Here is a 25645-nt window from a genome sequence, read left to right as displayed (position 1 = left end):
AGCTAACACATTTTGTCGAAAAACATTTTTTATATAATAAAACTAATGTGAAACTATGAGCAACTGAATTCATAAATACAAAGCGAATAGTATGTATTCGCTTTGTAAGGGCTTACATATGGATAGAAGGAACTTTATCTATTTAAACAAGTTCCTTTTCAGCTGATGTTTTTTTCTTTAATTTACCCTCATCTTCATCAAATTGATTTTCAAGGTTAGCAAAAGACTTTTCAAAAATCTCCATGAAATCGTCACCGTATATATTGCGGACGATCGCCATAATCTCAATGATATCTGGAAATTTCCCATACAAATCCCTTAATGGCATCGCACCTGAGAACACGGCATTTTTCTCAGGTGAATAGGTTTCCATAAGACTTAGTAACACCTTTTCGCCGTCATCAGTCAATTTAATATAGGTATTTCTTTTATCGCTTTCTTTTTTAGAAAACTGAAGAAAGCCTCGTTCTTCAAGCTTTTTGGAGAAATTGAATGCAGTAGAAACATGCATTACGCCAAACTTGGCAACATCGGAAATCGATGCTCCGTTTAAATGATAGGCAATCCATAAAATATGGTGTTCATTAATATTTAAATCGTAGGGTTTTATCCATTGCTGCCAATCTTTTTCTATAGACTTCCACAGGGCTTTACTCAGCTGTGCCACTCGCTGGCTGAAGATCATTGCTTCCTTCATAGAAATTGGTTTATCCGACATTCAAAAATTCACCTACTTTGTAAGATTAATTATTTCTGGTCAAACAGCCAGAAGTTCATTTTCTTTTTATAGTATCATTATGCCAATAAAACAAAAATTAATAAAGATATAAATTTACAAAATTTTTAGAAATATAATTGGATATTTCTATAAAAGGCTTAAGGACAAGGGATGAGAGCTTGTTCAAAGCTTTATAAAAATTTGAAGCATTTTCATAATATATTGGTTTTCGGTCAAAAATAAAAAAATCCTTCTTTTTTACTTAAGAAAAAAGAAGGATTTTTTTATTCACTTATTATTTAAATTTGTTTCAAGTTCATGGATGGCCGCTTCAATTTCCTGCAATTCTCTTTGCAGTCTGTGCTGATGTGGAAGGATTTCGTTTTTCCAATTGCTGATGGAATATTTGATGTCGTTTGAGAATTCCTTAAATGCGGTTTTTCCTTCCTTCGAAGCAAATGATGCTGAATCCTTTATGGCGAGCAATTCGGATTTTAATTCGATCAGCTGCTCCTTCAGGGTGTTTGTAGTATTTTTTAACTGCTGTCTTGTATCCCTTCCTGAAGCAGGTGCAGTCAATAGGGTTGATATGCCGGCTGCAGCGCCGCCAGCTAATAGTCCAAGCAATAACGATTTGGCTTTCATAACCATCACCTCAAAATCCTGTATATATGTCTATTTTACTACATTACTCATTTTTCTAAAGCGGAAAATGAAAAGTTCCCGTTTCTTATCTATATCACAAAAATTAGAAGGGTAAACCACATCCTCATAGCTCCCGGTATACAGGCATACAATTCAGTAGAGGGGTATAAAGCGAAAGGGGGAGAGAGGTTGTCCGGAGCGGCGGCTGGAATTTTTGCATTGAGTGTGGTTCTGTTTTTAGGAGGTATTCATTTTTTTCTTTCTATAAAGAAACCCGGAGTCTATCCTCCGAAGTATGTTCTAAAAAAAAGGGCAGCTGCTTTAGCGGCAGGCGGTGCACTGTTGTTCCTGCTGGGAATGATTGTAGGAAGTTTCCAATAATATAAATATAAAAAGCCCGCTTTATTTTGCGGGCTTTGTCTATTACTGGCTGATCGTCTGCTGAGTCAGCTTTGTTCTGTTAGCAATTGATTGTGCTACTGGATATAGGATAACCATTGCAGCCGTGTTAACTGCAGCTGCGGGCAGTACAACTGCTGCAAATAGTGCCGTGAATGGCCCTGGCAGTCCGACAATCAGGTATGCGGAAGTTAAAAACACAATTCCGGATACAATTGTTCCTGCTGCTGTTAAGACAGCTGCACTGATAATATTCTTGCGGAATTTCTTTAAACTCAGGAACAAAACAAAAAAGGTGAATGCAGTAACAGGCTTATCAATAATATTCGGGATTAATCCTCCAGGAAAAGTTGTGGTAAGTCCGGATATCAGGCCTGTAACCAAACCTAAAAGCAAAACGCTTTTGCTGTCTGGAAAAAGGATTATGCCCAAAAACATCATGGTAAGCATCATGTCCGGTTTCATCCCAAGAAAGAACCCTGGAACCACTGCATGAAGCACTGCGCCCATCCCGACCAATAGGGATAAGGCCACTAAATTTTTTGTATTCATTTCTCATCTCTCCTCTGCTATTCTCTGACTAAGCTCTGTTCGTCTCTCCTGCAGTGCACTCTTTGCCTGCAGCGAAAAACTTTAACTAATTATAACACATAACCCCGGGATGAAAAGGTGTTATATTTTTAACTATTATTCTTAAAGGCTTTCATAAATGCGGCCAGTTTTTCAACATGCTGTTCTGGCACAGCATTATAAATGGAAGCGCGGCAGCCGCCTATAGAACGGTGTCCTCCGAGCCCAACAAACCCTGCTTCTTTTGCCTGGTGCAGAAATTCCCTGGAGAGGTCCTCATTTTGAAGATTAAAAGTGACATTCATAAGGGATCTGGTGTCTTTATGAGCATGCCCTATGTAAAAGCCTTCGCTTTCATCTATTACATCATAAAGCATTTTCGCCTTCTTTTCATTGGCCTTTTCAATCTGCTGAAGGCCGCCTTTCTTATCCGCCCATTCAAGCACCAGGGAAAGCAAATAAATAGCCAGAGTGGGAGGTGTGTTATATAAAGAGTTATTATTGGCAAACGTATTATAATTCAGCATTGCAGGGAGATTTTCTGATGATCTTTGTAATAGTTCTTTGCGGATAATGACAACTGTTACACCGGAAGGGCCGAGATTTTTCTGGGCGCCTGCATAGATCAAATCAAATTGCTCCACTCCCAATGGACGGCTTAAAATATCGCTGGACATATCAGCTACAAGTGGTGTTTTTTTATTTGAAGGAAATGTTTTCCATTGTGTGCCGTAAATTGTATTGTTGCTGGTAATATGAAGATAGGCAGCATTATCAGGAATGTCATTTTGATTGTATGCTGGGATGAAGCGGTATTTTTGATCCTTGCTGGAGGCAGAAATAACGGTTTTGCCAATTTTATCTGCTTCTTTTAAAGCTTTCTCCGACCAGGAGCCGCTGAGGATATAATGGGCTTCTTGATCTTTTCCCAGCAGGTTCATCGGAACCATAGAAAACTGGAGACTTGCACCTCCCTGGATAAATAGCACTTCATAATCATCCGGAATGGCCAGCAGTTTTCTCAAAAGTGTTATTGCCTGATCATGTACTGCCTGATACTCTTTGCTTCTATGGCTTAGTTCCATTATGCCCATTCCGGTATTGCTGAAGTTCAGTAAATTCTTTTCCGCTTCTTTTAATACCTCTTCCGGCAGGGCCGCGGGACCTGCATTAAAATTTAGAGCTCGGTACATTTTTCTCCCTCCAAAAATATAAAATCAATTCACTATAACGCTGTAAAGAAATAAAGATATTTAATATGTTAACAAAATTTACTGATTTGTACAGAGAAAAAAATGAACATTTTGAAAATTAGGGGATGAAGGAGGTAAAAAAATTCCCCCTGCAAAAACAGGAGGATGCGAGAGTTACAGGTGTTTTGCTATGGCTTCAGAGATCTCCTTAAGATCTGAGGCTGAATATTCCGATTGGTGTGATTTCCACACAACTCCTAAGCCATCTCCTTCTCCATAACGGGGAATAAGGTGGGAGTGAAAGTGGAAAACGGTCTGCCCGGCATGTTCACCATTGTTATTAATTAAATTCAAACCAATTGGATCAAATTCAGCCTTGATGGCTCTTGCAATTTCCGGAACAGATTCGAAATAGCTGCGGGCTGTTTCCGCATCCATTTCATATAAATTTTCTTTATGTACTTTCGGGATAACAAGTGTATGCCCTTTAGTAACCTGGCTTATGTCCAGAAATGCCATCACATGCTCGTTTTCGAAAACTTTGGCCGAAGGAATCTCGCCATTGATTATTTTACAGAAAATACAATCGTTCATTATGTCAGCTCCTAACCAAATATACTTTTACACAATTCTACCATATCCGCCAAAAAACAAAAAAGTGAAACATATTATTGCGGAGAAGGGATGATTGCATTGTCCTATTAATAAAATAAAAGGCAGGATCCGCTTGGAATCCTGCCTTCGGTGAAGGGGAAGCTTCTATTGGAACGTTTCTACTTCAGGTAAATTCTCTTTAACAAACACCTCATTTATGAATGAATTGTGTTCATATCTAGAGAAAATCGATCTTTGTTCAATCGGACCATCCCCTTATTATCTTTATATGCATTCACGGGCGTATAAAGCATGGATGATAGTCTTTAACAAACACCTCATTTATAAAATGACTTAGTGACCACTTTTGATTAAGCGACCAAGTGTTTAAGATCATCAGGTTTCATGTGCAATGCAACCATCCCCTAATTAGGAACGTTTGAAGCTTATACTGAAAGGAAACTGTCTGCGACAGACACCTCATTTCAAGTTTTGATCATCTGAATGTTGTTCAAATGATTTGTTTCCCCTTCATAGATTAGAATGTCCGGATTCGGGATTTATATGCAGGGATTATCCCCAAACTGGACAATATCCTTTGGCTTTTTTTACAATGGTCTTACATATATAGTAGGAAGGACGTTGAAAATGGCGCTGCTCGAAATTAAAAACGTTACCGGCGGCTATACAAGAAACCCGGTTTTGAAGGATGTCTCCTTTGATGTGGCAGAAAAAGAAATTGTCGGCCTGATTGGTCTTAACGGAGCCGGAAAAAGTACGACCATCAAACATGTAATTGGTTTAATGGAACCAAAGGAAGGCGAAATAACGATCAATGGCACGCAGTTCCTTAAGGATAAGGAAGGGTATCGCAAGCAATTCACCTTTGTTCCGGAAACGCCGATTTTGTATGATGAATTAACACTGGAAGAACATTTGCGTTTAACAGCCATGGCATACGGCCTGCCTGAAGCAGACTATAAATCAAGAGTGGCGACACTCCTAAAGGAATTCAGAATGGAAAAAAGACTTAAGTGGTTTCCTGCCCATTTTTCTAAAGGGATGAAACAAAAGGTAATGATTATGTGCGCCTTTCTGGTGCAGCCTTCATTATACATTGTTGATGAACCGTTTGTAGGTCTTGACCCGCTGGGCATTCAATCACTTCTTGATTTGATGAAAAAAATGAAAGAAAGCGGTTCAGGCATCCTTATGTCCACCCATATACTGGCAACTGCTGAAAGATATTGTGATCGTTTTGTGATTTTGCATGAAGGAAAAGTGAGGGCGAAGGGAACTTTAGCAGAGCTGCAGCAGCAATTTGCTATGCCGGGAGCAACCCTTGATGATTTATATATCCAGCTCACAAAGGAAGAAGATTATGTTTGATGAAAAACAGTTATGGAAGGAGAGATTCGGGAGGACAGTCAAAGAGCTTTCCCGCTATCTCCGTTATATTTTTAATGGCCATATTGTCATTGTCATGGTGTTCCTTCTGGGTACTGCCGCTTTTTATTATCAGGAGTGGATAAAGACACTTCCCAGTCATTTTCCTGCTGCAGCGGTAATGGCAATTATTTTAGCCCTTCTGGTTACATACAGCCCGATTTATACATTTTTTTCTGAGGCAGACAAAATTTTTCTTCTGCCGCTTGAAGATAGGCTCTCAAGTTATTTTAGACGCTCGCTGGCAGTCAGTTTTTTGGTGCATGCATACATCCTGGTAATGGGGCTGGGGATTTTTATGCCCTTGTATGCCAGAGTGAATGATGGCAGTTTTAATACGTTTTTACCTTTTCTGCTTATCCTGCTGTCGTTAAAAATTATCAATTTGCTGATCCGCTGGAAGATACAATATTACATTGAAACTAGCGTGCATATCCTGGATGCATGTGTCCGCTATGCAGTAAACGCTGTGTTTCTATATTTCCTTTTTAGCGGTGCTTCCCCCATTTTTATGCTGGCTGCAGGCGTGCTGCTGATTCTGCTGTACTTGTTCTTCAGCATGAAATCCAGGGATAAAGGATTAAAATGGGAGATTTTGATTGACCAGGAAGAGAGGAGAATGACGTCTTTCTATAGGCTTGCCAATATGTTTACAGATGTTCCAAAACTGAAAGATCGCGTAAAAAGGCGGAAATGGCTTGATTGGCTGATATCAGGCATTCCTTTCAAACAGGATGCGACTTTTAAAAACCTTTTTGTTAGAACGTTTCTCCGTTCTGGTGATTACTTCGGTATATTCATTCGTTTAACATTTATTGGTGCTGGAGCGATTTATTTAATCTCGTATGGAATGGGACAAATACTGCTTGTACCGCTCTTCATGTACTTAACAGGCTTTCAGCTCCTGCCTTTATGGAATCATCACCAGGATAAGCTGTGGGTGAATTTATACCCGGTTAAAGGGGACATAAAGGAGAAGTCCTTTAAACAGCTGCTTACTGGCATCCTATATGTTCAGGCACTCCTCTTATCGCTGGCTGTCCTGGCCAATGGCGGATGGATGGGATCACTGCTGTCTTTGGCATTAGGGATTTTATTTGCATATGTATATACCCATTTCTATATTCAGAAACGGCTGGCGGGCAGCCGGGCATAAAATGAAACCATTGCTGACTGGCATACGTATATATAGTCATCCTGAATGAAGGCAGGTATGAAAATGAGGGAGTATGAATTAAAAGCGTATCACGAAATTGAAGAGTGGAAGAGACGAATAAATAAGCGTTCAAGTATGCTGAACCGCCTTTCGAAAAAAGCTCAAACAAAGGTAAATAGTATAATACCCGAAAAAGCTCATCAAATTATTACAGACAGCATAAAGAATATGGTAAAGGCAACCCTGATTGGATCAAATGCAACCACCAGAAAAAAACATTCCGCCAGCCGTGGCCTTGAAGTAATGGATCACATGCTTGAAGAGAAGGTTTCGACCTACCGCAAAACAGCTGCGGTCGAAGGGGCCGGGACTGGAGCAGGAGGAATTCTCCTTGGCCTGGCAGATTTTCCTTTACTGCTGAGCATAAAGATGAAATTTCTTTTTGAAGCTGCCGCCGTATATGGGTTTGATACAAATGATTATGAGGAGCGCCTGTTTCTCCTGCACGTCTTTCAGCTCGCATTTTCCAGCGATGACAAAAGGAAAGAAACACTGAAGCTGATTGAAGAATGGGATGACCGTAAGGAAGCTCTGGCAGACATGGACTGGAAGGTATTTCAGCAGGAATACCGTGATTATATCGACTTCGTTAAGATGCTCCAGCTGGTGCCCGGTATAGGTGCTGCTGTTGGAGCATATGCGAACTATAATTTGCTTGACCATTTAGGAGAAACCGCTAAAAATGCTTATCGTCTGAGGATATTAAAGACTGCCCCGAGACCTGATTAGGCTTGGGGTTTTTTTTGGCAATTTTAGATGGGGGCGAGTGAGTTTATTGCGCAATTTGGCCAGGGATTGTACCGAAGAGATTCGGGTATGCGTCAAAAGAGGAGAGGAAAGCGCCAAAAAAACAGTTAATTGCGCTGAAACGAAGGAATTGCGCCTAGCCCGGCCGGGGATTGCGCCGAAGAGATTCAGGTATGCGTCAAAAGAGGAGAAGAGAGACCAAAAACAGTTAATTGCGCTGAAACGAAGGAATTGCGCCAAGCCGGTTGAGGAAAGCGCTGAAAATATTCCGGTATGCGCTAAATGTGAAATTGATTGAGACAATAGCTCCAAACATAAAATCCGCTGATAAAAAGGTCCACACCACAAAAGAAATGGGCCAGTCGCCTGGCCCAATCTATATTACCTCTTACGATCCTACCTCGACAGAATCCTTGCTTTCATGAAAGCTATGATAGTTTAAAGCTGCTGATCCCAATGTTTTGGCTGCGATCAGCATGGCTTTTTCATCGATATCAAACTTTGGATGATGGTGCGAGTAATTTTCATCTGTGTTTTCCGGTCTTGCACCTGTAAAGAAGAAGGTGCCTTTAACCTGCTGGAGATAGTAGGCGAAATCTTCCCCGCCCATATCCGGCTCTGTTTCTTCTACCCACTTGACTTCATCAATCTTCCCTGCAAGTTCAGCCAGGAATTCGGTTTCTGTTTTATGATTAATAACAGCAGGATAGCCTCTATGGAACTGATAATCATAGGAGCTGTCTGCTGTGTAGCATGTTCCTTTAACAATGCGCTCGATTTCCTCTTCGATATTGGTGCGGACGTCCTCGTTAAATGTACGGACGGTCCCGATCAATTTTGCTCTATCGGCAATTACATTAAATGCATTATCAGCTACGAATGATCCAACTGTTACTACTGCAGAATCAATGGGATTTACTTTTCTGCTGACGATTTGCTGAAGATTCACGACCAGCTGAGCCGCAGTTACAATAGCATCCTTTGTTTTGTGAGGCTGTGCTCCATGTCCGCCTTTTCCTTGGATGGAAACTTCAAACCTGTCTGCTGCCGCCATAAATGGACCGACTCGATATTGAATTTTCCCTGTTGGTTCGGATGCCCATAGGTGAGTTCCAAAAATGGCGTCGACTCCCTCAAGGCAGCCATCTTCGATCATCGATTTCGCGCCGCCTGGGGCATATTCCTCGGCGTGCTGGTGAATCATGACATATGTACCTTCTAGTTCATCGCGAAGTTCATTGAGTGCCTTTGCCAGCACAAGCAAGGTTGCTGTGTGTCCATCATGTCCGCAAGCATGCATAACACCTGGTACCAATGATTTATATGGGACATCCTTTTCATCTTGGATAGGCAGTGCATCAAAGTCGGCTCTTAAAGCGATGGTTTTTCCTGGTTTGCTGCCATAGATCTTAGCAACAACCCCATTACCTCCTATATGCCCCTGGACTTCAATCCCCAGATTTTCATAATAGGTTTTGATATAGTGAGCCGTCTTTTCTTCCTTAAAGGATACTTCAGGGTTCTGGTGAAGATAGCGGCGGATGGAGACCATTTCATCGTAATAGCTTTCCAGTTTTTTAAATAACGTTTCGGACATGATTTCCTCTCCTATCTTTATAATTTTTTCATTATTATAACATTCTTTAATAGGTTAAAGGGGGAAATCTTTTTTAAAACTTAACATAATACAAATGAATCAGAGATGATACTATAAATTAAAATGCTAAATGGGAGGTATTAGTAAGATTGGAAACGCATAAATCTAAATGGGCATACTTTTTCCTGGCTGTATCTGCGGCAGTTTTTCTCTATTTTTTGGCTTCTGTTAATATCGGAGCATCACTGGAATTTGATCGTTATTTTTCGAAATTTTTTACAGGTTTGTTTTCAGAAAATACCCATCCATTTTTTGAAGCTATGGACACTTTGGGAGATAAAGCCGGTGTTGGAATTATCACATTGGCATTCTTATTGTTACTTTTGTTTAAATATAGGAATTATGAAGCGATGGCATCAGTTGTTTTTGCTGTTGCAGCGGGAAATGAAGTAAATAAGTGGCTTAAAGAGGCTATTGGCAGGCCGCGCCCTGATCAGGAACATCTGGTTGATGTGGCGAGTCTCAGCTTTCCGAGCGGACATGCAATGATTGGGATGATCCTCTATGCGGTTATGGCCTATTTTATCATTGACGAATTAAAGTCCAAGTCTGCAAAATGGATCACGGCGATATTAGCTGGCATATGGATTTTTCTAATGGGAATCAGCCGGATTGTGATGGGTGTACATTATCCGTCAGATATTGCAGCGGGATTTGCAGCAGGATATATTTGGGTATTTATTACGATTTCACTTTACGCAGCACTAAAGTCAATGTTCAGAAGAAATTCACACCAGAGAGACTCGGCATAAAGTAAAGAGACTATCGCAGATAGTCTCTTTACTGCTTTTTAAATGAGAAACATGGCTGCAATAGTTGTCACAATTAAACCAATTGTCACCGGAAGCAAATTCCTGCGTGCCAGTTCAAAAGCGTCTACATTACAGATGGCTGCTGCAGGGATGAGGGCCCAAGGAACAAGCGTACCTCCGCCTACCCAGATTCCGGCTACCTGGCCTAAAGCTGTTAGGGTTGCCGCGCCTGTGCCTATGGCTGCCGCGAACAGGCTTGCAATCGAGCCGGCAAGTGATATGCCGGAAAAACCAGATCCGTCCAGGCCTGTAATGGCGCCAACCACTGTTAATGTAATGGCCCCTACTTCTTTGCTTAAAGGTACAGCGGATGCCAGGCCAACTCCAAGATCATTAACGATTCCATGAGAGTCTTTTGGCAGAAAGTCTCCTATCATTTGAGTAAATCCAGCGTCCCCCAGATAAAAGAAAGCTGCAATTGGAATTACAGGGCCAAAAACCCTAAAACCAAACTGGAAGCCTTCAACTAAATAGCCAGTTGTTTTTTCAAGGCCTTTATTCCGATGTGCAGATAGCGAAATCATCAGAAGGATGAAAATCGATGTCCCGCCTACTAAAGCTGTTGCGTCACCGCCCTGGAGGTCGAGTGCAAACATGGCAGCAACATCAGCAGCAAATAAGACAGGAATGAATAGGGCAAAAAAACGCCTTTGATTAAGTGATAGCAAATGTTGTTGACTGGCGTCAGACTGAAGTTCGGCAGGGGTATCCACGGTGAGTCCTGTTGCTGCATTCAGCTTTCCGCTTTTCATCTCTCTCTTTATAAGATAAAAAGCTGTAATAGTTGTCACTGCTCCCATAATAATAACAAGCGGAATACTGGCTGATATGACTTCCCCGACAGGAAGCCCGGCTGCATCGGCAGTTAACTTCGGTGCAGCCTGGATTATAAAATCCCCGGATAATGCAATACCGTGTCCGAATAGGTTCATGGCCATTGCCACGCCCAAAGCAGGCAATCCAACCCGGATGGCTACTGGGAGAAGTACTGCTCCCATTAATGCAACTGCAGGAGATGGCCAAAAAAACCATGAGATGACCATCATCAAAATCCCAATAGTCCAATAGGCGAGCGCTGGTGTCCTGATTAATTTGGTAAAAGGAGAGATCATGACATCATTGATTCCAGTTATGGTCAGTGTCCGGCTCATGGCGACAATTATCGAAATGACCAGTATGGTGGAAAGGAGTTCTGTAATGGCAAAAATAAAACTGGTAAAAATACTGCTGACTGAACTGCTTAAGGAGCCGGTAGCCGTTATGGCAATTAAAAAGATGCCTGCAATACAGACAAGGGTTGTATCTCTCCTCATAATCATGAAACCAATAATTAACAGAATAAAAAGAACATAAATCCAATGGATGGCTGTAAGTTCAACTCCCATCTATTTTCCCCCTTTCATAATTCCATAGAGAAGCGCCGATTTAGGCGAATCACCCGATTTGGAATGTAGTACAGAATATGATGGGAAGAAATAAATGGTGATATGAATTGCATCCGTCCGGAGGCGGAGGCTGAACCACTCTGCGGAATGTTTCGGTAAAACAGCTGAGTGATAAAATGAATATATTGAAGGAAAAGGTTTCTATTTTAGCGAATACAAGAATAGGAGAAAAGAAGGAAGGGAACGCCTATGAGATACAGGTCAGTTAATCAGATCATCTTCGCGGTAACTTTATCAGCAGTTGGAGTTTTGCTTCTCCTTATGAACATAGGTGTCATTTCCTTGGAAATAAAAGAGGTATTTGTCGTAATTTACCCCTTTATTTTATTGGCTGCAGGACTCCATTACCTGCTGTCATACATGTTGAAGAAAAGCCGGAGCGGAATGTTTCCCGGGTTATTTCTAATAGTATTTTCTTTTCTATTAATCCTTGATCGTTTTGAAGTAACTGAATTTAGGTTTATGGAAATATGGAAACTTTGGCCCCTGTTCCTTATTTTTTTCGGCATTAATATTTTATTGAAACGAGATCGTTTGAAGATTCATTTTGAACAGGATTTCCCAGCGGATATATATGAAAAAAACAAGGGTGCAGCGGAGAAGAAGGTTATTAATATATCAAAATACGAAAGCCCGCAGCCGCTTAAAAATATAGGAGGTTTTTCGATTGGCGATGTGGATTTTAAACAGCCAAATTGGTCTCTGGAGCCAATGGATTTATATACAATGATCGGTGATTATTTTATTGATTTCAGCAAGGCCTTCATCCCGGAGAAAGAGACACCTGTCATTGTAAGAGGGTGGATTGGGGATGTAAAAATGATCATTCCTGAAAACATTCCCGTGATGATCCAGTCAAATATTAATATAGGGGACATTCGCATTTTTGATCAAAAGACAGGTGACATTAACCGCAGTCTTCAATATAAGTCGCCCGGTTACGATGAAGCATCAAGAAAGCTGAGAATCGCTGTACAAGTAAAAATTGGATCCATCCGGATCGATAAAGTATAGGGGTATATGATGAGAAAAACCGGGATCAGGTATTGGTTTGTACAGAGTTTTATTATGATGGCCATTATAAGTTCATTAATCTTTTTTGTCGGATTACAGGTGTATCTATTTTATAATCCTGAATCGCCAATGACGATAAAGAGCACCTTCTCGCTTTTTTTGTATGCTTTAACCATTTTACTTCTTACAGGAGCCTACTTTGGACTTAAGGGCAGCTACTTAATTAAAGGCAGGCTCGGTGATATTTTATTATTTGTTTCAACATTAAGGAGCGGCAAGTATGCTGATCGGATGGAATCCTATGAAAAAGATGAGATAGGGTTAATTTCAGATGAACTGAATCAGCTGGCGGAAAATATCCAGGAGCAGGTTTTTTCCATGCAGCGGCTAGCTGATGAAAAGTCTATCCTGGCACAAACAGCCCATTCAGCTGCTGTGATGGAAGAGAGACAGCGCCTGGCAAGGGATCTGCATGATGTAGTGAGCCAGCAGCTTTTCGCTTTGAGTATGATGTCTTCAGCTGCCCTAAGAGTTTTCGATTTAGATAGCGACAAAGCAAGAGAGCAGTTAAATGAAATCTCTCAAATCGCTGCGAAAGCGCAGGGGGAAATGAGGGCGCTTCTTCTCCATTTGAGACCCGTGCAGCTGAGTGATGACAGGCTATGCGATGGAATTATTAAGCTGATACAGGAGTTAAAGGCAAAGACAAACATCGATTTTAATGCAAGCATTGATGAGATTGAAAATCTTTCAAAAGCAGCGGAAGAGCATTTGTTTCGGATTGTGCAGGAAGCCCTATCCAATGTACTCCGCCATGCTGATGCAGGGAATATAAAAATAACCTTAACGGAAGAAGAAGATTACATTTATCTTTTTATTGCTGATAATGGAAAAGGCTTTAATCCTCATAAAGAGAGGATCACCTCCTATGGGCTGAAGACAATGAGGGAACGCTGTGAAGAAGTTGGAGGAATATTCAAAATACGTTCTAAGAAAAATGAAGGAACCTATATAGATATTAAAATTCCGGCAAAAGGGGAGAGGCTGAAATGATCAGTGTTGCTGTAGTGGATGATCATGAAATGGTAAGAAAAGGCATTATATCTTATTTGGCAACGGAAGCTGGAATAAAGGTAATTGGGGAAGCAGAAAGCGGAAATGAAGCTGTAAAGCTTGTACTCAATGAACGGCCGGAAATCGTTCTGATGGATCTGCTGATGGAAAATGGGAACGGAATTGAAGCCACAAGGGAGATTTTAAAAAGCTATCCTGGGTGCAAAATTATAATCATAACCAGCTATTACGATGATGAACAAGTTTTCCCGGCAATTGAAGCGGGTGCGTTCAGCTATATGCTTAAAACAGCAAATGCTGCCGAGGTTGTGAATGCAATTAAGAAAGCTGCACAAGGAGAGTCCGTTATTGAATCAAAGGTTGCGGGGAAAATGGTAAGCCGTTTTAGAGAAAAAGAAAAAAAGCCTCACGATGATTTAACTGAAAGGGAGTTTGATGTTCTGCTCTGCATTGGGGAAGGGATGACAAACCAGGAAATCAGTGAGGAATTGTTCATTGGCATCAAAACAGTCAAAACACACGTAAGCAATATCCTCAGTAAACTGGGTGTGACTGATCGTACTCAGGCAGCAGTTTATGCCAATCGAAATGGCATAATTAAAAGACAGGCATAGAGAAGGATGAGCTGCTGCAGCTCATCCTTTATTAAATTAAAAGAATGTATGAATTCTTAAGTTAGATAATTGTCTAGCTCCAGCGCCTACCCCCTCGAGGTCACAAGCCAATCCTCCCAAAAAGGCAAAGGACGCCTTTCCGGAAGGCTCGTCTTGTGCTTGTCGGGGGTGGGCAAGGCGCTTCCGCTTTTCTTATTTCTCTTCTTCAGGGATATAATATTGGGTCACATATGAAGGGCTGGAGAATATATTCGGTGTCTTATCGATGCCGCTTTCCGTCCCGCGTTTTTCATGTGCTTTTTCATATGCTTTGGAATTCTGCCAGTTCTTAAAGGATTTTTCATCCTTCCATAGTGTTAGAATGATATATGTGTTTGATTCAAGTGGCCGCAGAACCCGGATGGCCGTAAATCCCGGTTCATTTTCAATAAGTCCTGCCCTGTTTTTAAACCGGTGCTCAAAAAGCGGCCTGCCTTCATCTGTAACAGGTATATTATTCAGAACTGCAAATCCTGCATTATTGAATGTACCGGAAGAATCAATTACTTCATAGGAACGAGGTTCTTTAAAGGTGGAGGCTCCTGCTGTTTCATGGATTAATAAGGCACTCTCAGTATTCTGCATTGCAACCATGTTTTCATTGGAGTGCTTTTTTTTAATTTTTTTCAAAAAATCGTAAGTTCCTCTTGCCATATATATCTTCATTTTTTCTCACTCCACTTGGAAAAGTTTATAGTGTTTTTTGAAAGTCATTTCAGTGAAAATATCATGCTGTTAAACATTTCATTCATTAATTGAAAAATTTTATGAGCTAATATCCTTACAATCTTTAATTTTCCCTTATTTAGATAGTTAAAAACGTCAATTTTTTGACATTTGCCCTTCAAATCTATACAAAAACAGAGAAAAAAGGATATAGTCATAAAGGATAGATACTGGCGATTTCTAATTTTGGTATATATATATTACAATAATACGCAGACAAGTCTTGAAAGGTGGATAAAATTTAATGACGAACTCATTTAACGATACATTTCTGAAGGCAGCGAGGGGGGAACAGACAGATTATGTTCCTGTTTGGTATATGCGCCAGGCTGGCCGTTCGCAGCCGGAATATAGAGCGATAAAAGAAAAATACTCCCTATTTGAAATTACACACCAGCCTGAGCTTTGTGCCTATGTTACTAGGCTGCCGGTAGAGCAATATAACAATGATGCTGCCATTCTTTATAAAGATATTATGTCACCTCTTCCTGCCCTTGGGGTTGATGTGGAAATTAAATCAGGAATCGGCCCTGTTATTTCAAATCCTATCAGTTCCATAGCGGATGTAGAAAAGCTTGGGGAAATCAATCCGGAAGAGGACGTTCCATATGTCCTGGAGACTATTAAGCTTCTTACTCAAGAGCAGTTGACTGTGCCTCTAATCGGTTTTGCAGGGGCTCCATTTACTATTGCCAGCTATATGATTGAAGGCGGACCATCTAAGAATTACAACAAAACGAAAGCATTCATGTATGCAGAACCTAAAGCCTGGTTTGCTTTAATGGATAAACTTGGGGAAATGACTATTACATATGTGAAATCCCAGGTCAAAGCAGGTGCGAAAGCTATCCAGATTTTCGATTCATGGGTTGGCGCCTTAAATGTGGAGGATTACCGCTATTTTATTAAGCCTGTAATGAATCGTATTTTCTCTGCCTTAAAAGAAGAGAATGTTCCGCTGATCATGTTCGGTGTAGGCGCAAGCCACCTGGCATTGGAGTGGCATGATCTGCCGCTTGATGTAGTTGGGCTGGATTGGAGACTTCCGATTCAGGAAGCAAGGGCAAAAGGCATCACCAAAACAGTCCAGGGCAATCTTGATCCGGCTATTCTCCTTGCACCATGGGAGGTTATAGAGGAAAGAGCAAAAGCTATTCTCGATCAGGGAATGGCCCAGCCTGGTTATATATTTAATCTTGGGCATGGTGTTTTCCCGGAGGTTAATCCGGACACATTAAAGAAATTAACTGCTTTTATTCATGAGTACTCTGCTTCCAAACTAAACAAGTAACCTTTAGGACAGCTTTGTCCAATGTCTGGTAAACCGATTGGCACATTGCTTGAGCATTAGTTTTGGTAATCAATTTAATTTTTGGCACAATAAGGACTGGAGACAAAACTATTTGAGGTGGAAGACATGGGTAAAAAGACAGTTGGTTTACTTGTAATGGCTTATGGAACTCCCTATAAGGAAGAAGACATTGAGCGTTACTATACACATATCCGCAGGGGAAGAAAGCCTTCTGAGGAAATGCTTGAAGATTTAAGAAGCAGATATGAAGCGATTGGCGGAATATCACCGCTTGCAGAAATTACTAAAGATCAGGCTGAAAAACTTGAACAGCATTTAAATGAAATTCAGGACGATTATGAATTCAAAATGTATTTAGGATTAAAACATATTGAACCTTTCGTAGAAGATGCAGTTAGACAAATGCATGAGGATGGGATTGAAGAGGCTGTCAGCATTGTTCTTGCACCTCATTTCTCAACCTTTAGTGTAAAATCATATAACGGCAGAGCCAAAGAAGAGGCTGAAAAGCTTGGCGGTCCTGTTATAAAATCAGTTGAAAGCTGGTATAAAGAGCCTAAGTTTATCAAATATTGGGCTGATCGTGTAAAGGAAACATTCGATAAAATGCCTGCTGAAGAAAAAGATTCAGCTGTGTTAATTGTTTCTGCACACAGTTTGCCGGAAAAGATTCTGCAATCAGGGGATCCATATCCGCATCAGCTGCAGGAAACAGCTGACCTGATTGCCGTACAGGCTGGCGTCAAAAACTATGCCGTTGGCTGGCAAAGTGCAGGAAACACACCTGAACCATGGCTTGGTCCTGATGTGCAGGATTTGACAAGGGACCTATATGAAAACAAGAGCTACAAGGCATTTGTGTATGCTCCTGTCGGCTTTGTTTCAGATCATCTTGAAGTGCTGTACGACAATGACTATGAATGCAAAGTTGTCACTGATGAGCTTGGTGCAAGCTATTACCGTCCAGAAATGCCAAATTCACAGCCAGAGTTTATTGATGCGATGTCTGATGCCATTTTTAAGTTGCTGAATAGATAAGCAAAAAATTAGAAAAGAAGGCGATTTACCGTGCAGGGAGAGAGACAGAAAGTTGTTGTTGCCGGAGGGGGAATTACTGGTCTTGCTGCAGCTTACTATCTGCAGAAGGAAGCCAAAGAAAAAGGAATGGCCCTGGATGTTAAGCTCATAGAAGCTTCACATCGTCTTGGCGGCAAGATTCAAACAATAACACGAGACGGTTTTGTGATCGAAAGAGGACCAGATTCCTTTCTGGCCCGTAAACAAAGTGCGTCCCGGCTTGCCAATGAAGCAGGGCTGGAAAAAGATCTTGTGAGAAATACATCCGGTAAGTCCTACGTTCTTGTAAGACAGCGCCTATTTCCAATGCCGGGCGGATCAATCATGGGCATTCCTACACAAATTGCTCCCTTTATTACAACCGGCTTATTCTCTCCCGCAGGGAAGGCAAGAGCTGCGGCAGATTTTGTGCTGCCGCGCTCCGCTTCTTCCAATGATCAGTCACTGGGTGCCTTTTTCAGGAGAAGGCTTGGTGACGAAGTTGTCGATAATTTGATTGAACCGCTTCTTTCTGGCATTTATGCTGGCGATATTGATCAATTAAGCCTTATGGCCACCTTCCCGCAGTTTTATCAGGTTGAGCAGAAGTATAGAAGTTTAATTCTGGGAATGAAAAAGTCCACAGGCTCTCACCCGAAACAAGCCGCAAACCGCAAAAGCAAAGAAGGGATGTTCCTTACTTTCAAATCGGGGCTTCAATCGCTTGTCGATGCCCTAGAGAGCAAGCTTGAACCTGGAACTGTACTAAAAGGCCATCGAATTGAATCGATCAAGAAGACTGGCAGAAGCTATACAGTTGAAATGAATGGCAGAGAAAACCTTCAGGCAGATTGCATGGTTATGGCTGTTCCCCACCATGCTCTGTGCAGCATTTTCTCTGGCTGGGGACTTTTTGGGCAGTTCAAAGAAATGCCTTCCACTTCTGTGGCAACTGTAGCGCTGGCTTTTCCTGAGCAAGCGATTGAAAGGGAAATTGACGGAACCGGTTTTGTTGTTTCACGCCATAGTGATTACACCATTACTGCATGTACCTGGACACATAAGAAATGGCCTCATTCGACCCCCAAAGGAAAAGTGCTTCTGCGCTGTTACGTTGGCAAAGCCGGTGATGAAGCAGTGGTGGATCTGTCAGATGACCAAATTGTTAAAGTTGTACTTGATGATTTAAATAAAACAATGAATATTAAAATGAATCCGGACTTTGTTTATGTAACAAGATGGAAGGATTCAATGCCACAGTATACTGTAGGACATAAAGAACGCGTCGGGCTGGCAAAGAAACAGGCACAGGAAAAGCTGCCGGGCATTTTTCTGGCAGGAAGTTCATTTGAAGGTCTTGGCGTTCCTGACTGCATAGATCAGGCAGAAGAGGCAGTTCGAAATGCAGTTGAATACTTGCAAAGCAACAAGCAAAAAGCTGTCCGTGTGTGACAGCTTTTTATATTGGATCATTTCAGCTTGCTTTTTCATTTAGAGTATGGTAAATTACTTTTTGTACTAATGACCAAATTGTTCATTTAGTCATTTTCTAAAGAGGTGAGTTCATGTCAGCAGATCGGAAACAGCAAATTATTGAGGCTGCCACTAAATCATTTTCTCTATTTGGATATAAAGCAACCACTATGGATCAAGTTGCAAAGCTTGCAAATGTTGGAAAAGGCACTATTTATAATTTCTTTAAAAATAAAGAAGAGCTGTTTGATGAAATTATCCATACGCTCATTATGGAAATGAAAAGCGCAGCTGATGAAGCGCTTGATCCTTCTTTGCCCTTTCATAAAAATGTTCATCGGGGTTTGTATAAAATACTTGAATTCCGCATGAAGCATCAGCTGACAATCAAGCTTTTCCAGGAAGCAAAGGAAATGGGAACTCCTGCTGTTACAGATGTAATTGGGAAAGTAGAGGATGCGATATTAAGTTATTTAAAAGACAAAGTCACACAAGCGATTGAAAAAGGAGAAATCCGGAAATGCGATCCGGAACTGACATCTTTTGTGATGCTGAAGCTTTATATTGCTCTCATATTTGATTGGGAGCAGCGTCATGAACCTTTGGAAAAAGAAAAAATAGCTATGCTGTTTGAACAATACATTATGAAAGGATTATCGAACTAGATAGTCCTCTATTTTTTCAGAGAAATGACCGAATGGGGAAATTAGTCATTAAGTTATTACGGAGGGATTTACGGTGAGAAACAAACTTTTCTTGAAGGAATTTTCAGCAATCTTAAAAAACAAAAAACTGCTGATTCCTATTATCGCAGTAGTGTTTATTCCTATTTTATACAGCGGAATGTTTCTTTGGGCATTTTGGGATCCATACGATCATTTAGATGATCTGCCTGTTGCTATCGTTAATGAGGATGCAGGTGCTGCATTTGAAGATAATGAATTGCATCTGGGCGATGATCTTGTTGATAAATTAAAGGAAAGCAAGGACTTTAATTTTCAATTTGTTGATAAAGAGGAAGCATATAAAGATCTAAATGATCAGCAATATTATATGCTTGTTGAAATCCCTAAGGATTTTTCCAAGAATGCAACCACTCTCCTGGAAGACAATCCGCAGAAAATGAACCTGATTTACGTTCCCAATGAGAGCTACAATTTTTTATCAGCTCAAATTGGCGGAACAGCTGTAGAAAAAATTAAAGCGTCTCTGTCAGAAAAAGTGACTGAAACATATGCTGAAACGATGTTCGATAAGGTAGGGGAACTGGCAGATGGCATTGGACAGGCAAGTGATGGGGCCCTTCAAATCAGTGAAGGAGCTGCAGATTTAAAGGATGGTTCTGACACGCTGCATGAGAAGCTGGCGCTTTTAGCCGATAAATCCATTGAGTTCAATAATGGTGTAAGCTCAGCAAGAAAAGGTTCAGAAGAAATGACAGAGGGAGCTAAATCCCTTTCAGAAGGTTTAGGGAAATTAGCTGAAGGCCAATCAGAATTAAGTAAAGCTTCTGATCAGCTGGAATCTGGAAGTCAAAAGCTGTCAGCAGGTGTTACACAAACAAAAGCAGGGATTGTTACAATAAAGGAAAAACTTCCTGTTATGATTGATGGAACCGAGCAGGTGGAAAATGGAGTCAAAACCTTATCTTCATCTCTGGAACAATGGCAAACGGAGGCACAAAAACTCAGTGGAGGCACTGCTCTTTTAGAGCAAAAGCTGCAGGGCTTTATATCGCAGCTTCCTGATGGATCTCCTGAAAAAGCTGAGCTTCAGACTGTGCTTGCCCAGCTGAAGGCTGGATCAGCCCAGCTTGCTGAGTCAGCTGGTAAACTATCTGCGGGAGGAGCCGAATTATCCCAAAAAATGGGGCAGCTAAATGAAGGACAGCTGCAGCTCCAGCAGGGAATAAATCAGCTTGCCCAAGGGGCATCCGATCTGGAAACTGGTTCTCAGCAGCTTGTACAGGGACATAAAGATTTCGGTGCTGGAATGGAAACATTTGCTCAGAAATTTGGTGAAGCCCAAGCCGGAGCAGACAGGCTAGCAGGCGGTGCAGCAGATTTGTCAGGAGGTCTTGGCAAACTGACCCAAGGTTCAGCTGCATTTGCAGATGGCACAAAGCAGCTTGAAGATGGCGCAGGCAAAGTAGCCGAAGGTAATGCACAAATCTATGAAGGATCTGCTGAGTTAGCAAATAAATTAGCGGATGGCGCTGAAAATGCCTCATCTGTAAATGCCAGCGATAAAACTTATAATATGATGGCAAATCCGGTAGAAATAGATAACGAGAAGATAACAGAAGTTCCTAACTATGGTACTGGGTTCGCGCCTTATTTTCTGTCTCTTGGCCTTTTCGTAGGTGCTCTGCTTCTTTCTATTGTATTCCCGCTTCGTGAACCGGCTGGTGTTCCACGGTCAGGATTTAGCTGGTTTGCAAGCAAGTTTGGGATTCTTGCTGGAATAGGCATTATTCAGGGTCTCATTGCAGCCTTGATTCTATTGCTGGGACTTGGCCTGGAAGTGAAGAGTGTACCTTTGTTTCTTCTGTTTACCATCATAACCAGCATTACGTTCATCGCGCTTATTCAATTTTTTGTCACCGTAATGGGTGATCCTGGCAGGTTTGCTGCAATTATCATATTAATTCTCCAGCTGACAACAAGTGCTGGTACTTTCCCGCTTGAGCTGATTCCTAATGCACTTCAGCCAATCAGTTCATACTTGCCTATGACCTATTCCGTTTCCGGACTAAAGGCTGTCATTTCTAGCGGGAATTTTGATTTCATGTGGGAGAATGCAGTCATTCTATTGAGTTTCGCTGCCCTGTTCATTGCAGGAACTTTTGTTTACTTTACTGCAATGCACAAGAAAAGATTTGCAGCTGCTGCAGGGAAGGCTGATTGATTATAAGCAAAAAACAAAGCCAGCCCACAGGGCTGGCTTTTAATATATTATTCTATAAATCTGTTATTCCCATGCATTTATCACACTTGTTTCCGTAGCATTCATGCTGCTCGTCGATCGACTTCCCGCATTCTGAACATTGTTTTGCCGGCAGGTTTCTGAAAAACTCCATAATGTTTTGAATCATGTTGAAGCCTCCTAATTTGAGATAATTTGTGATATTGTTCTAAATAATTTGATTATTTAAGTCAATTGTATTATAACAGTATCTTTGTGTCAACATCTGTTTCAATACAATATTAAAAAAGTGAAAAAATAGGCATAATCGAGTATATTGGACATAGTAAAGATGGGCCTTTCCCTGAGAGTTTGGTTATCAGTCATAGCGTAGGAACTTACGCTTTATTAATAAGGAGGAAACGTGATGAAGTTAACTGTAATTGGGAGCTGGGGCGGTTATCCTAAAGCTGATGGGGCGAGTTCAGGGTATTTGCTGGAGCATGATGGGTTTCATTTGCTGATCGACTGCGGAAGCGGCGTACTTTCAAAAATGCAGAATTTTTTTCAGCCAGAAGAATTGGATGCAGTGATTATCTCGCATTACCATCCAGATCACATTGCGGATATAGGGGTTCTGCAGCATGCCAGGCTCATTCAGGGTTTTTTAGGCAGGAAAACAGATACCCTCCCGATCTATGGTCATTCTCTTGATCAGTATGAATTTGCCAAATTTACATACAAGGATATCACAAAAGGAGTCTGCTATGATCCTGATGGCACTCTCTTTGCAGGCCCGTTTCAAATTCGCTTTTTAAAGACTAATCACCCTGTGCCTTGCTATGCAATGAGAATTGAAGCAGACGGCAAAACGCTTATTTATACGGCTGATACGTCATATAAAGAAGAGCTGGCAGCATTTAGCGAAAATGCTGATTTATTAGTTTGCGAATGCAATTTTTACGGTCATCAAAATGGAAAAAATGCTGGGCATATGACAAGCTTGGATGCTGGAACATTGGCCAGCAAAGCAAAGGTGAAAAATTTGCTGCTGACTCATTTGCCTCATTATGGTGAACTGCGAAAGCTGAAGGAAGAGGCTTCAACAAAATATACCGGTCCTATTTCTATTGCGGATTATCAATGGTCCCATACTTTTTGAGGAGGAAAACAGATGCTTTTTATTGACAACCAGGGAATCACAGATCCCAGAATTAACCTTGCTATTGAGGAATATGCACTAAAGAATCTTGATATTGAAGAAACCTATTTGCTTTTTTATATTAATGAACCTTCCATTATTATTGGAAAAAACCAGAATACAGTTGAAGAGATTAATACTGAATATGTCGAGAACAATGGTATCCATGTGGTCAGAAGGCTTTCTGGCGGCGGGGCTGTTTATCATGATTTAGGCAATCTCAACTTCAGCTTTATCACAAAAGATGATGGAGAAAGCTTCCACAACTTCCAAAAGTTTACCGAGCCGGTTGTAGAAGCTTTGCAGAAGCTTGGTGTTAATGCTGAATTGAGCGGGCGAAATGACCTGATGGCAGAAGGCAGAAAGATATCCGGGAATGCCCAGTTTTCTACCAAAGGCAGAATGTTTAGCCATGGTACCCTCTTGTTTGATTCCGAAATAGAAAATGTCGTTTCGGCATTAAAGGTAAAGAAAGATAAAATTGAATCGAAAGGCATTAAGTCTATTCGAAGCCGTGTTGCTAATATCTCAGAGTTCCTGGATAAAAAAATCACAATTCAAGAATTTCGCACTTTGCTGCTTAAGAATATTTTTGGTGATTTAGATGAAATTGCAGAGTACAGGCTTACGAATGATGATTGGGAAAAAATTCATCAGCTGTCCAAGGAGCGCTATCAAAACTGGGATTGGAATTATGGAAAATCACCCAAATTTGATCTTCAGCACTCGCATCGTTTCCCAGTGGGGCAAATTGATATTAGACTTAACGTCACAAAAGGGAAAATTGAGGAATGTAAAATTTACGGAGACTTCTTTGGGGTTGGAGATGTAAGCGAAATTGAAAGCAAGCTTACAGGAATTCGCTATGAAAAGTCAGAGATTGAAAATGCCCTTGAAGGAGTGGACATTAAGCATTACTTCGGAAATGTGACAAAGACCGAATTTATCAACCTGGTTTATTAATGGGATCATTTATTGGAAAGCTGGCATTATGCCGGCTTTTCTTATATTTATATAAAGTTTTGCGAAAGGCAGTCCTCTATAAAAAAGAAATTGTGAACAATTCGCTTTCCTACTTGAATACAAAACTTTCTTTCAATATAATATATTTAGAAAATTTATTTAATAAAAATGAATGACTATTCATTCATTACAGGGGGAGTGTAAATGAATTTAACAGAGCATCTGCATGAAACGGCGATCAAAATGGGCAATAAGACTGCCTATTATTTTATGGACCAGTCCAGTACATATGGGGAGCTTGATGGTGCTGTGACTAAATTTGCGGATGGGCTCTCAAAGCTGGGAGTGAAAAAAGGAGATCATATTGCTCTTTTACTTGGGAATTCGCCGCATTTTGTCATCGGCCTGCATGGAGCACTGCGGCTTGGAGCAACTGTTATACCGATCAACCCAATTTATACACCGGATGAAATTGGCTACATTGTTAATAATGGTGATGTAAAAGCGCTTGTTACGCTTGACCTGTTAGTGCCTTTGATTGAGAAGATGCATCAGGCTCTTCCAAGAGTGGAGAACTTTATTATTTGTGAAACCCCGCAGGGACAGGCTTCAAAAGCGGATCCGTCTGCATTATCAGCTTTCTCAAAAATGAAATCGTTTACACAAGTGATAGCTTCAGGAGATTTGGATTTTAAAGGCCCTGAGCTCAAAGATGATGAAACAGCCGTTATCCTATATACATCCGGTACGACAGGCAAGCCGAAGGGTGCCATGCTGACACATAAAAACCTCTACTGCAATGCAAAGGATGTCAGCGACTATTTGCACATGAACGAAAATGACCGGGTTATCACTACTTTGCCTATGTTTCATGTCTTCTGTTTAACGGTTGCTCTCAATGCACCGCTGATGAATGGGGCTACTATTTTAATAGATCCAAAATTCAGCCCGAAAGAAATATTTAGACTCGCTAAAAAATATGAACCTACTGTTTTTGCCGGCGTTCCGACCATGTACAATTTCCTTCTTCAGTTTGATGATGGAAATACGGAAGATCTGAAATCGTTAAGGCTTTGCATTTCGGGCGGTGCTGCCATGCCTGTTGCACTTCTTCATGGCTTTGAAAAAAAATTCAATGTCATTGTCTCAGAAGGATATGGTCTTTCAGAAGCTTCTCCGGTTACCTGCTTCAATCCGCTTGATAAGCCGCGGAAAGCAGGCTCAATCGGGCAATCCATTATGAACGTTGAGAATAAGGTCGTAAATGAACTGGGAGAGGAAGTTTCCGTTGGCGAAGTAGGTGAACTGATTGTGCGCGGGCCCAACGTGATGAAAGGCTACTACAAGCTGCCGGAAGAAACCGCGGCAACTATTCGCGATGGCTGGCTTTATACAGGAGACCTCGCAAAAAGGGATGAGGAAGGTTATTTTTATATCGTTGACCGTAAAAAGGACCTTATTTTAGTCGGCGGATATAATGTGTACCCGCGGGAAGTTGAAGAGGTGCTCTATAATCACGAGGATGTAGTTGAAGTTGCTGTATTGGGTGTGCCTGACCCAAATCTGGGTGAAGCGGTGAGATGCTATGTTGTAACTAAAAATCCTCAGCTGACAGAAGAACTGCTGCTTGCATACTGTGCTGAGCATCTGGCTAAATATAAAGTGCCGTCATCGATCGAGTTTTTAGAAGAGCTGCCAAAGAACACAACTGGTAAAATTTTGAGGAGAGCATTGAAGAATCAGGTTCTACAGACTAAATAGGTTTTTATGGACAGGCATGGGATGTGTCTGTCCTTTTCTATTCCAATTTCAAATTGACTAAATTTG

26 protein-coding genes are annotated in these 25645 nt (G+C 41.1%); 17 read left to right on the top strand and 9 right to left on the bottom strand.

The window, feature by feature from the left end; all coding sequences use genetic code 11:
• Window positions 1–142 precede the first annotated feature (142 nt).
• Together NR125_RS13305 and NR125_RS13300 are read right to left on the bottom strand one after the other, a co-directional pair.
• Complete coding sequence (locus NR125_RS13305) at window positions 143–718, bottom strand: HTH-type transcriptional regulator Hpr (RefSeq protein WP_009331430.1); 576 nt, start codon at window positions 716–718, stop codon at window positions 143–145.
• A gap of 288 nt (window positions 719–1006) precedes the next feature.
• Window positions 1007–1363: a YtxH domain-containing protein gene (locus tag NR125_RS13300; protein WP_009331429.1), complete on the bottom strand. Its 357-nt coding sequence runs from the start codon at window positions 1361–1363 to the stop codon at window positions 1007–1009.
• 189 nt (window positions 1364–1552) lie between these two features.
• On the opposite strand from NR125_RS13300, the gene yhzF reads away from it, so the two are divergent.
• Window positions 1553–1744, top strand: a complete 192-nt coding sequence (gene yhzF / locus NR125_RS13295) for a membrane protein YhzF (RefSeq protein ID WP_009331428.1) — start codon at window positions 1553–1555, stop codon at window positions 1742–1744.
• Between the two features lie 42 nt (window positions 1745–1786).
• On the opposite strand, the gene NR125_RS13290 is transcribed toward yhzF, so the two are convergent.
• The 3 genes from NR125_RS13290 to NR125_RS13280 form a co-directional block, all read right to left on the bottom strand.
• Window positions 1787–2314 carry a tryptophan transporter gene (locus NR125_RS13290; protein WP_009331427.1) on the bottom strand — a complete coding sequence of 176 codons (528 nt, stop codon included), beginning with the start codon at window positions 2312–2314 and terminating at the stop codon, window positions 1787–1789.
• Between the two features lie 128 nt (window positions 2315–2442).
• Window positions 2443–3525: a 3-phosphoserine/phosphohydroxythreonine transaminase gene (serC, locus tag NR125_RS13285; protein ID WP_256815470.1), complete on the bottom strand. Its 1083-nt coding sequence runs from the start codon at window positions 3523–3525 to the stop codon at window positions 2443–2445.
• A 174-nt stretch (window positions 3526–3699) separates the two neighbouring features.
• On the bottom strand, window positions 3700–4119 hold the full coding sequence (locus NR125_RS13280; protein WP_009331425.1) for an HIT family protein: 420 nt from the start codon (window positions 4117–4119) through the stop codon (window positions 3700–3702).
• Between the two features lie 648 nt (window positions 4120–4767).
• Between NR125_RS13280 and NR125_RS13275 the strand changes: the two genes are divergently transcribed.
• The 4 genes from NR125_RS13275 (at window position 4768) to NR125_RS13260 (ending at window position 7826) form a co-directional block, all read left to right on the top strand.
• Complete coding sequence (locus NR125_RS13275) at window positions 4768–5508, top strand: ABC transporter ATP-binding protein (RefSeq protein WP_009331424.1); 741 nt, start codon at window positions 4768–4770, stop codon at window positions 5506–5508.
• Window positions 5501–6721, top strand: a complete 1221-nt coding sequence (locus tag NR125_RS13270) for an ABC transporter permease (protein ID WP_019381426.1) — start codon at window positions 5501–5503, stop codon at window positions 6719–6721. The genes NR125_RS13275 and NR125_RS13270 overlap by 8 nt, the downstream gene beginning before the upstream one ends.
• A gap of 63 nt (window positions 6722–6784) precedes the next feature.
• Window positions 6785–7510 carry an EcsC family protein gene (locus NR125_RS13265; protein WP_009331422.1) on the top strand — a complete coding sequence of 242 codons (726 nt, stop codon included), beginning with the start codon at window positions 6785–6787 and terminating at the stop codon, window positions 7508–7510.
• 37 nt (window positions 7511–7547) lie between these two features.
• A complete protein-coding gene (locus NR125_RS13260; RefSeq protein WP_256815469.1) occupies window positions 7548–7826 on the top strand; it encodes a hypothetical protein in 279 nt (92 codons plus the stop codon).
• A gap of 90 nt (window positions 7827–7916) precedes the next feature.
• Here NR125_RS13260 and NR125_RS13255 read toward each other — a convergent pair whose 3' ends face one another.
• Window positions 7917–9125 carry a M20 family metallopeptidase gene (locus NR125_RS13255; RefSeq protein WP_256815468.1) on the bottom strand — a complete coding sequence of 403 codons (1209 nt, stop codon included), beginning with the start codon at window positions 9123–9125 and terminating at the stop codon, window positions 7917–7919.
• A gap of 149 nt (window positions 9126–9274) precedes the next feature.
• On the opposite strand from NR125_RS13255, the gene NR125_RS13250 reads away from it, so the two are divergent.
• Window positions 9275–9937 carry a phosphatase PAP2 family protein gene (locus tag NR125_RS13250; protein ID WP_009331420.1) on the top strand — a complete coding sequence of 221 codons (663 nt, stop codon included), beginning with the start codon at window positions 9275–9277 and terminating at the stop codon, window positions 9935–9937.
• Window positions 9938–9975: 38 nt separating this feature from the next.
• Here NR125_RS13250 and NR125_RS13245 read toward each other — a convergent pair whose 3' ends face one another.
• On the bottom strand, window positions 9976–11382 hold the full coding sequence (locus NR125_RS13245; RefSeq protein ID WP_256815467.1) for a hypothetical protein: 1407 nt from the start codon (window positions 11380–11382) through the stop codon (window positions 9976–9978).
• 249 nt (window positions 11383–11631) lie between these two features.
• On the opposite strand from NR125_RS13245, the gene liaF reads away from it, so the two are divergent.
• Genes liaF through NR125_RS13230 form a run of 3 tightly spaced genes read left to right on the top strand, consistent with a single transcriptional unit; the run spans window position 11632 to window position 14144 of the window.
• Window positions 11632–12456 (top strand): cell wall-active antibiotics response protein LiaF, encoded by an 825-nt coding sequence (gene liaF / locus NR125_RS13240; RefSeq protein WP_256815466.1) that lies wholly within the window; start codon window positions 11632–11634, stop codon window positions 12454–12456.
• A 6-nt stretch (window positions 12457–12462) separates the two neighbouring features.
• On the top strand, window positions 12463–13509 hold the full coding sequence (locus NR125_RS13235; protein ID WP_009331416.1) for a sensor histidine kinase: 1047 nt from the start codon (window positions 12463–12465) through the stop codon (window positions 13507–13509).
• The gene (locus NR125_RS13230) at window positions 13506–14144 is read left to right on the top strand and encodes a response regulator (protein WP_009331415.1); all 639 of its coding nucleotides are present in this window, start codon (window positions 13506–13508) and stop codon (window positions 14142–14144) included. The genes NR125_RS13235 and NR125_RS13230 overlap by 4 nt, the downstream gene beginning before the upstream one ends.
• Window positions 14145–14336: 192 nt before the next feature.
• Here the strand turns inward: NR125_RS13230 and NR125_RS13225 are convergent, their stop codons facing one another.
• Entirely contained in the window at window positions 14337–14849 is a 513-nt protein-coding gene (locus NR125_RS13225) for an antibiotic biosynthesis monooxygenase family protein (RefSeq protein ID WP_256815465.1), read from the bottom strand.
• Between the two features lie 304 nt (window positions 14850–15153).
• Here NR125_RS13225 and hemE point away from each other — a divergent pair, with 304 nt between their 5' ends.
• The 5 genes from hemE (at window position 15154) to NR125_RS13200 (ending at window position 21657) form a co-directional block, all read left to right on the top strand.
• A complete protein-coding gene (gene hemE / locus NR125_RS13220; RefSeq protein ID WP_256815464.1) occupies window positions 15154–16200 on the top strand; it encodes a uroporphyrinogen decarboxylase in 1047 nt (348 codons plus the stop codon).
• A gap of 126 nt (window positions 16201–16326) precedes the next feature.
• The gene (hemH, locus tag NR125_RS13215) at window positions 16327–17259 is read left to right on the top strand and encodes a ferrochelatase (RefSeq protein ID WP_009331409.1); all 933 of its coding nucleotides are present in this window, start codon (window positions 16327–16329) and stop codon (window positions 17257–17259) included.
• 30 nt (window positions 17260–17289) lie between these two features.
• Window positions 17290–18729 carry a protoporphyrinogen oxidase gene (gene hemY / locus NR125_RS13210; RefSeq protein WP_256815463.1) on the top strand — a complete coding sequence of 480 codons (1440 nt, stop codon included), beginning with the start codon at window positions 17290–17292 and terminating at the stop codon, window positions 18727–18729.
• A 113-nt stretch (window positions 18730–18842) separates the two neighbouring features.
• Window positions 18843–19415 (top strand): TetR/AcrR family transcriptional regulator, encoded by a 573-nt coding sequence (locus NR125_RS13205; protein ID WP_009331405.1) that lies wholly within the window; start codon window positions 18843–18845, stop codon window positions 19413–19415.
• A 73-nt stretch (window positions 19416–19488) separates the two neighbouring features.
• The gene (locus NR125_RS13200) at window positions 19489–21657 is read left to right on the top strand and encodes a YhgE/Pip family protein (protein WP_256815462.1); all 2169 of its coding nucleotides are present in this window, start codon (window positions 19489–19491) and stop codon (window positions 21655–21657) included.
• Window positions 21658–21709: 52 nt separating this feature from the next.
• Here the strand turns inward: NR125_RS13200 and yhfH are convergent, their stop codons facing one another.
• Window positions 21710–21844: a protein YhfH gene (gene yhfH / locus NR125_RS13195; protein WP_251174426.1), complete on the bottom strand. Its 135-nt coding sequence runs from the start codon at window positions 21842–21844 to the stop codon at window positions 21710–21712.
• A gap of 237 nt (window positions 21845–22081) precedes the next feature.
• Between yhfH and NR125_RS13190 the strand changes: the two genes are divergently transcribed.
• The 3 genes from NR125_RS13190 to NR125_RS13180 all read left to right on the top strand — a co-directional run bounded on the left by NR125_RS13190 (window position 22082) and on the right by NR125_RS13180 (window position 25579).
• Window positions 22082–22816 carry an MBL fold metallo-hydrolase gene (locus NR125_RS13190; RefSeq protein WP_256815461.1) on the top strand — a complete coding sequence of 245 codons (735 nt, stop codon included), beginning with the start codon at window positions 22082–22084 and terminating at the stop codon, window positions 22814–22816.
• Window positions 22817–22828: 12 nt separating this feature from the next.
• Window positions 22829–23818, top strand: a complete 990-nt coding sequence (lplA, locus tag NR125_RS13185; RefSeq protein WP_009331397.1) for a lipoate--protein ligase — start codon at window positions 22829–22831, stop codon at window positions 23816–23818.
• 204 nt (window positions 23819–24022) lie between these two features.
• Window positions 24023–25579 carry a fatty acid--CoA ligase family protein gene (locus tag NR125_RS13180; protein WP_251174424.1) on the top strand — a complete coding sequence of 519 codons (1557 nt, stop codon included), beginning with the start codon at window positions 24023–24025 and terminating at the stop codon, window positions 25577–25579.
• Window positions 25580–25645: the final 66 nt, after the last annotated feature.

It is taken from the genome of Cytobacillus sp. Bac17 (assembly GCF_024519925.1).
Classification (GTDB): Bacteria; Bacillota; Bacilli; order Bacillales; family Cytobacillaceae; genus Cytobacillus; species Cytobacillus pseudoceanisediminis.
This window is presented reverse-complemented; position numbering and strand designations above follow the sequence as displayed.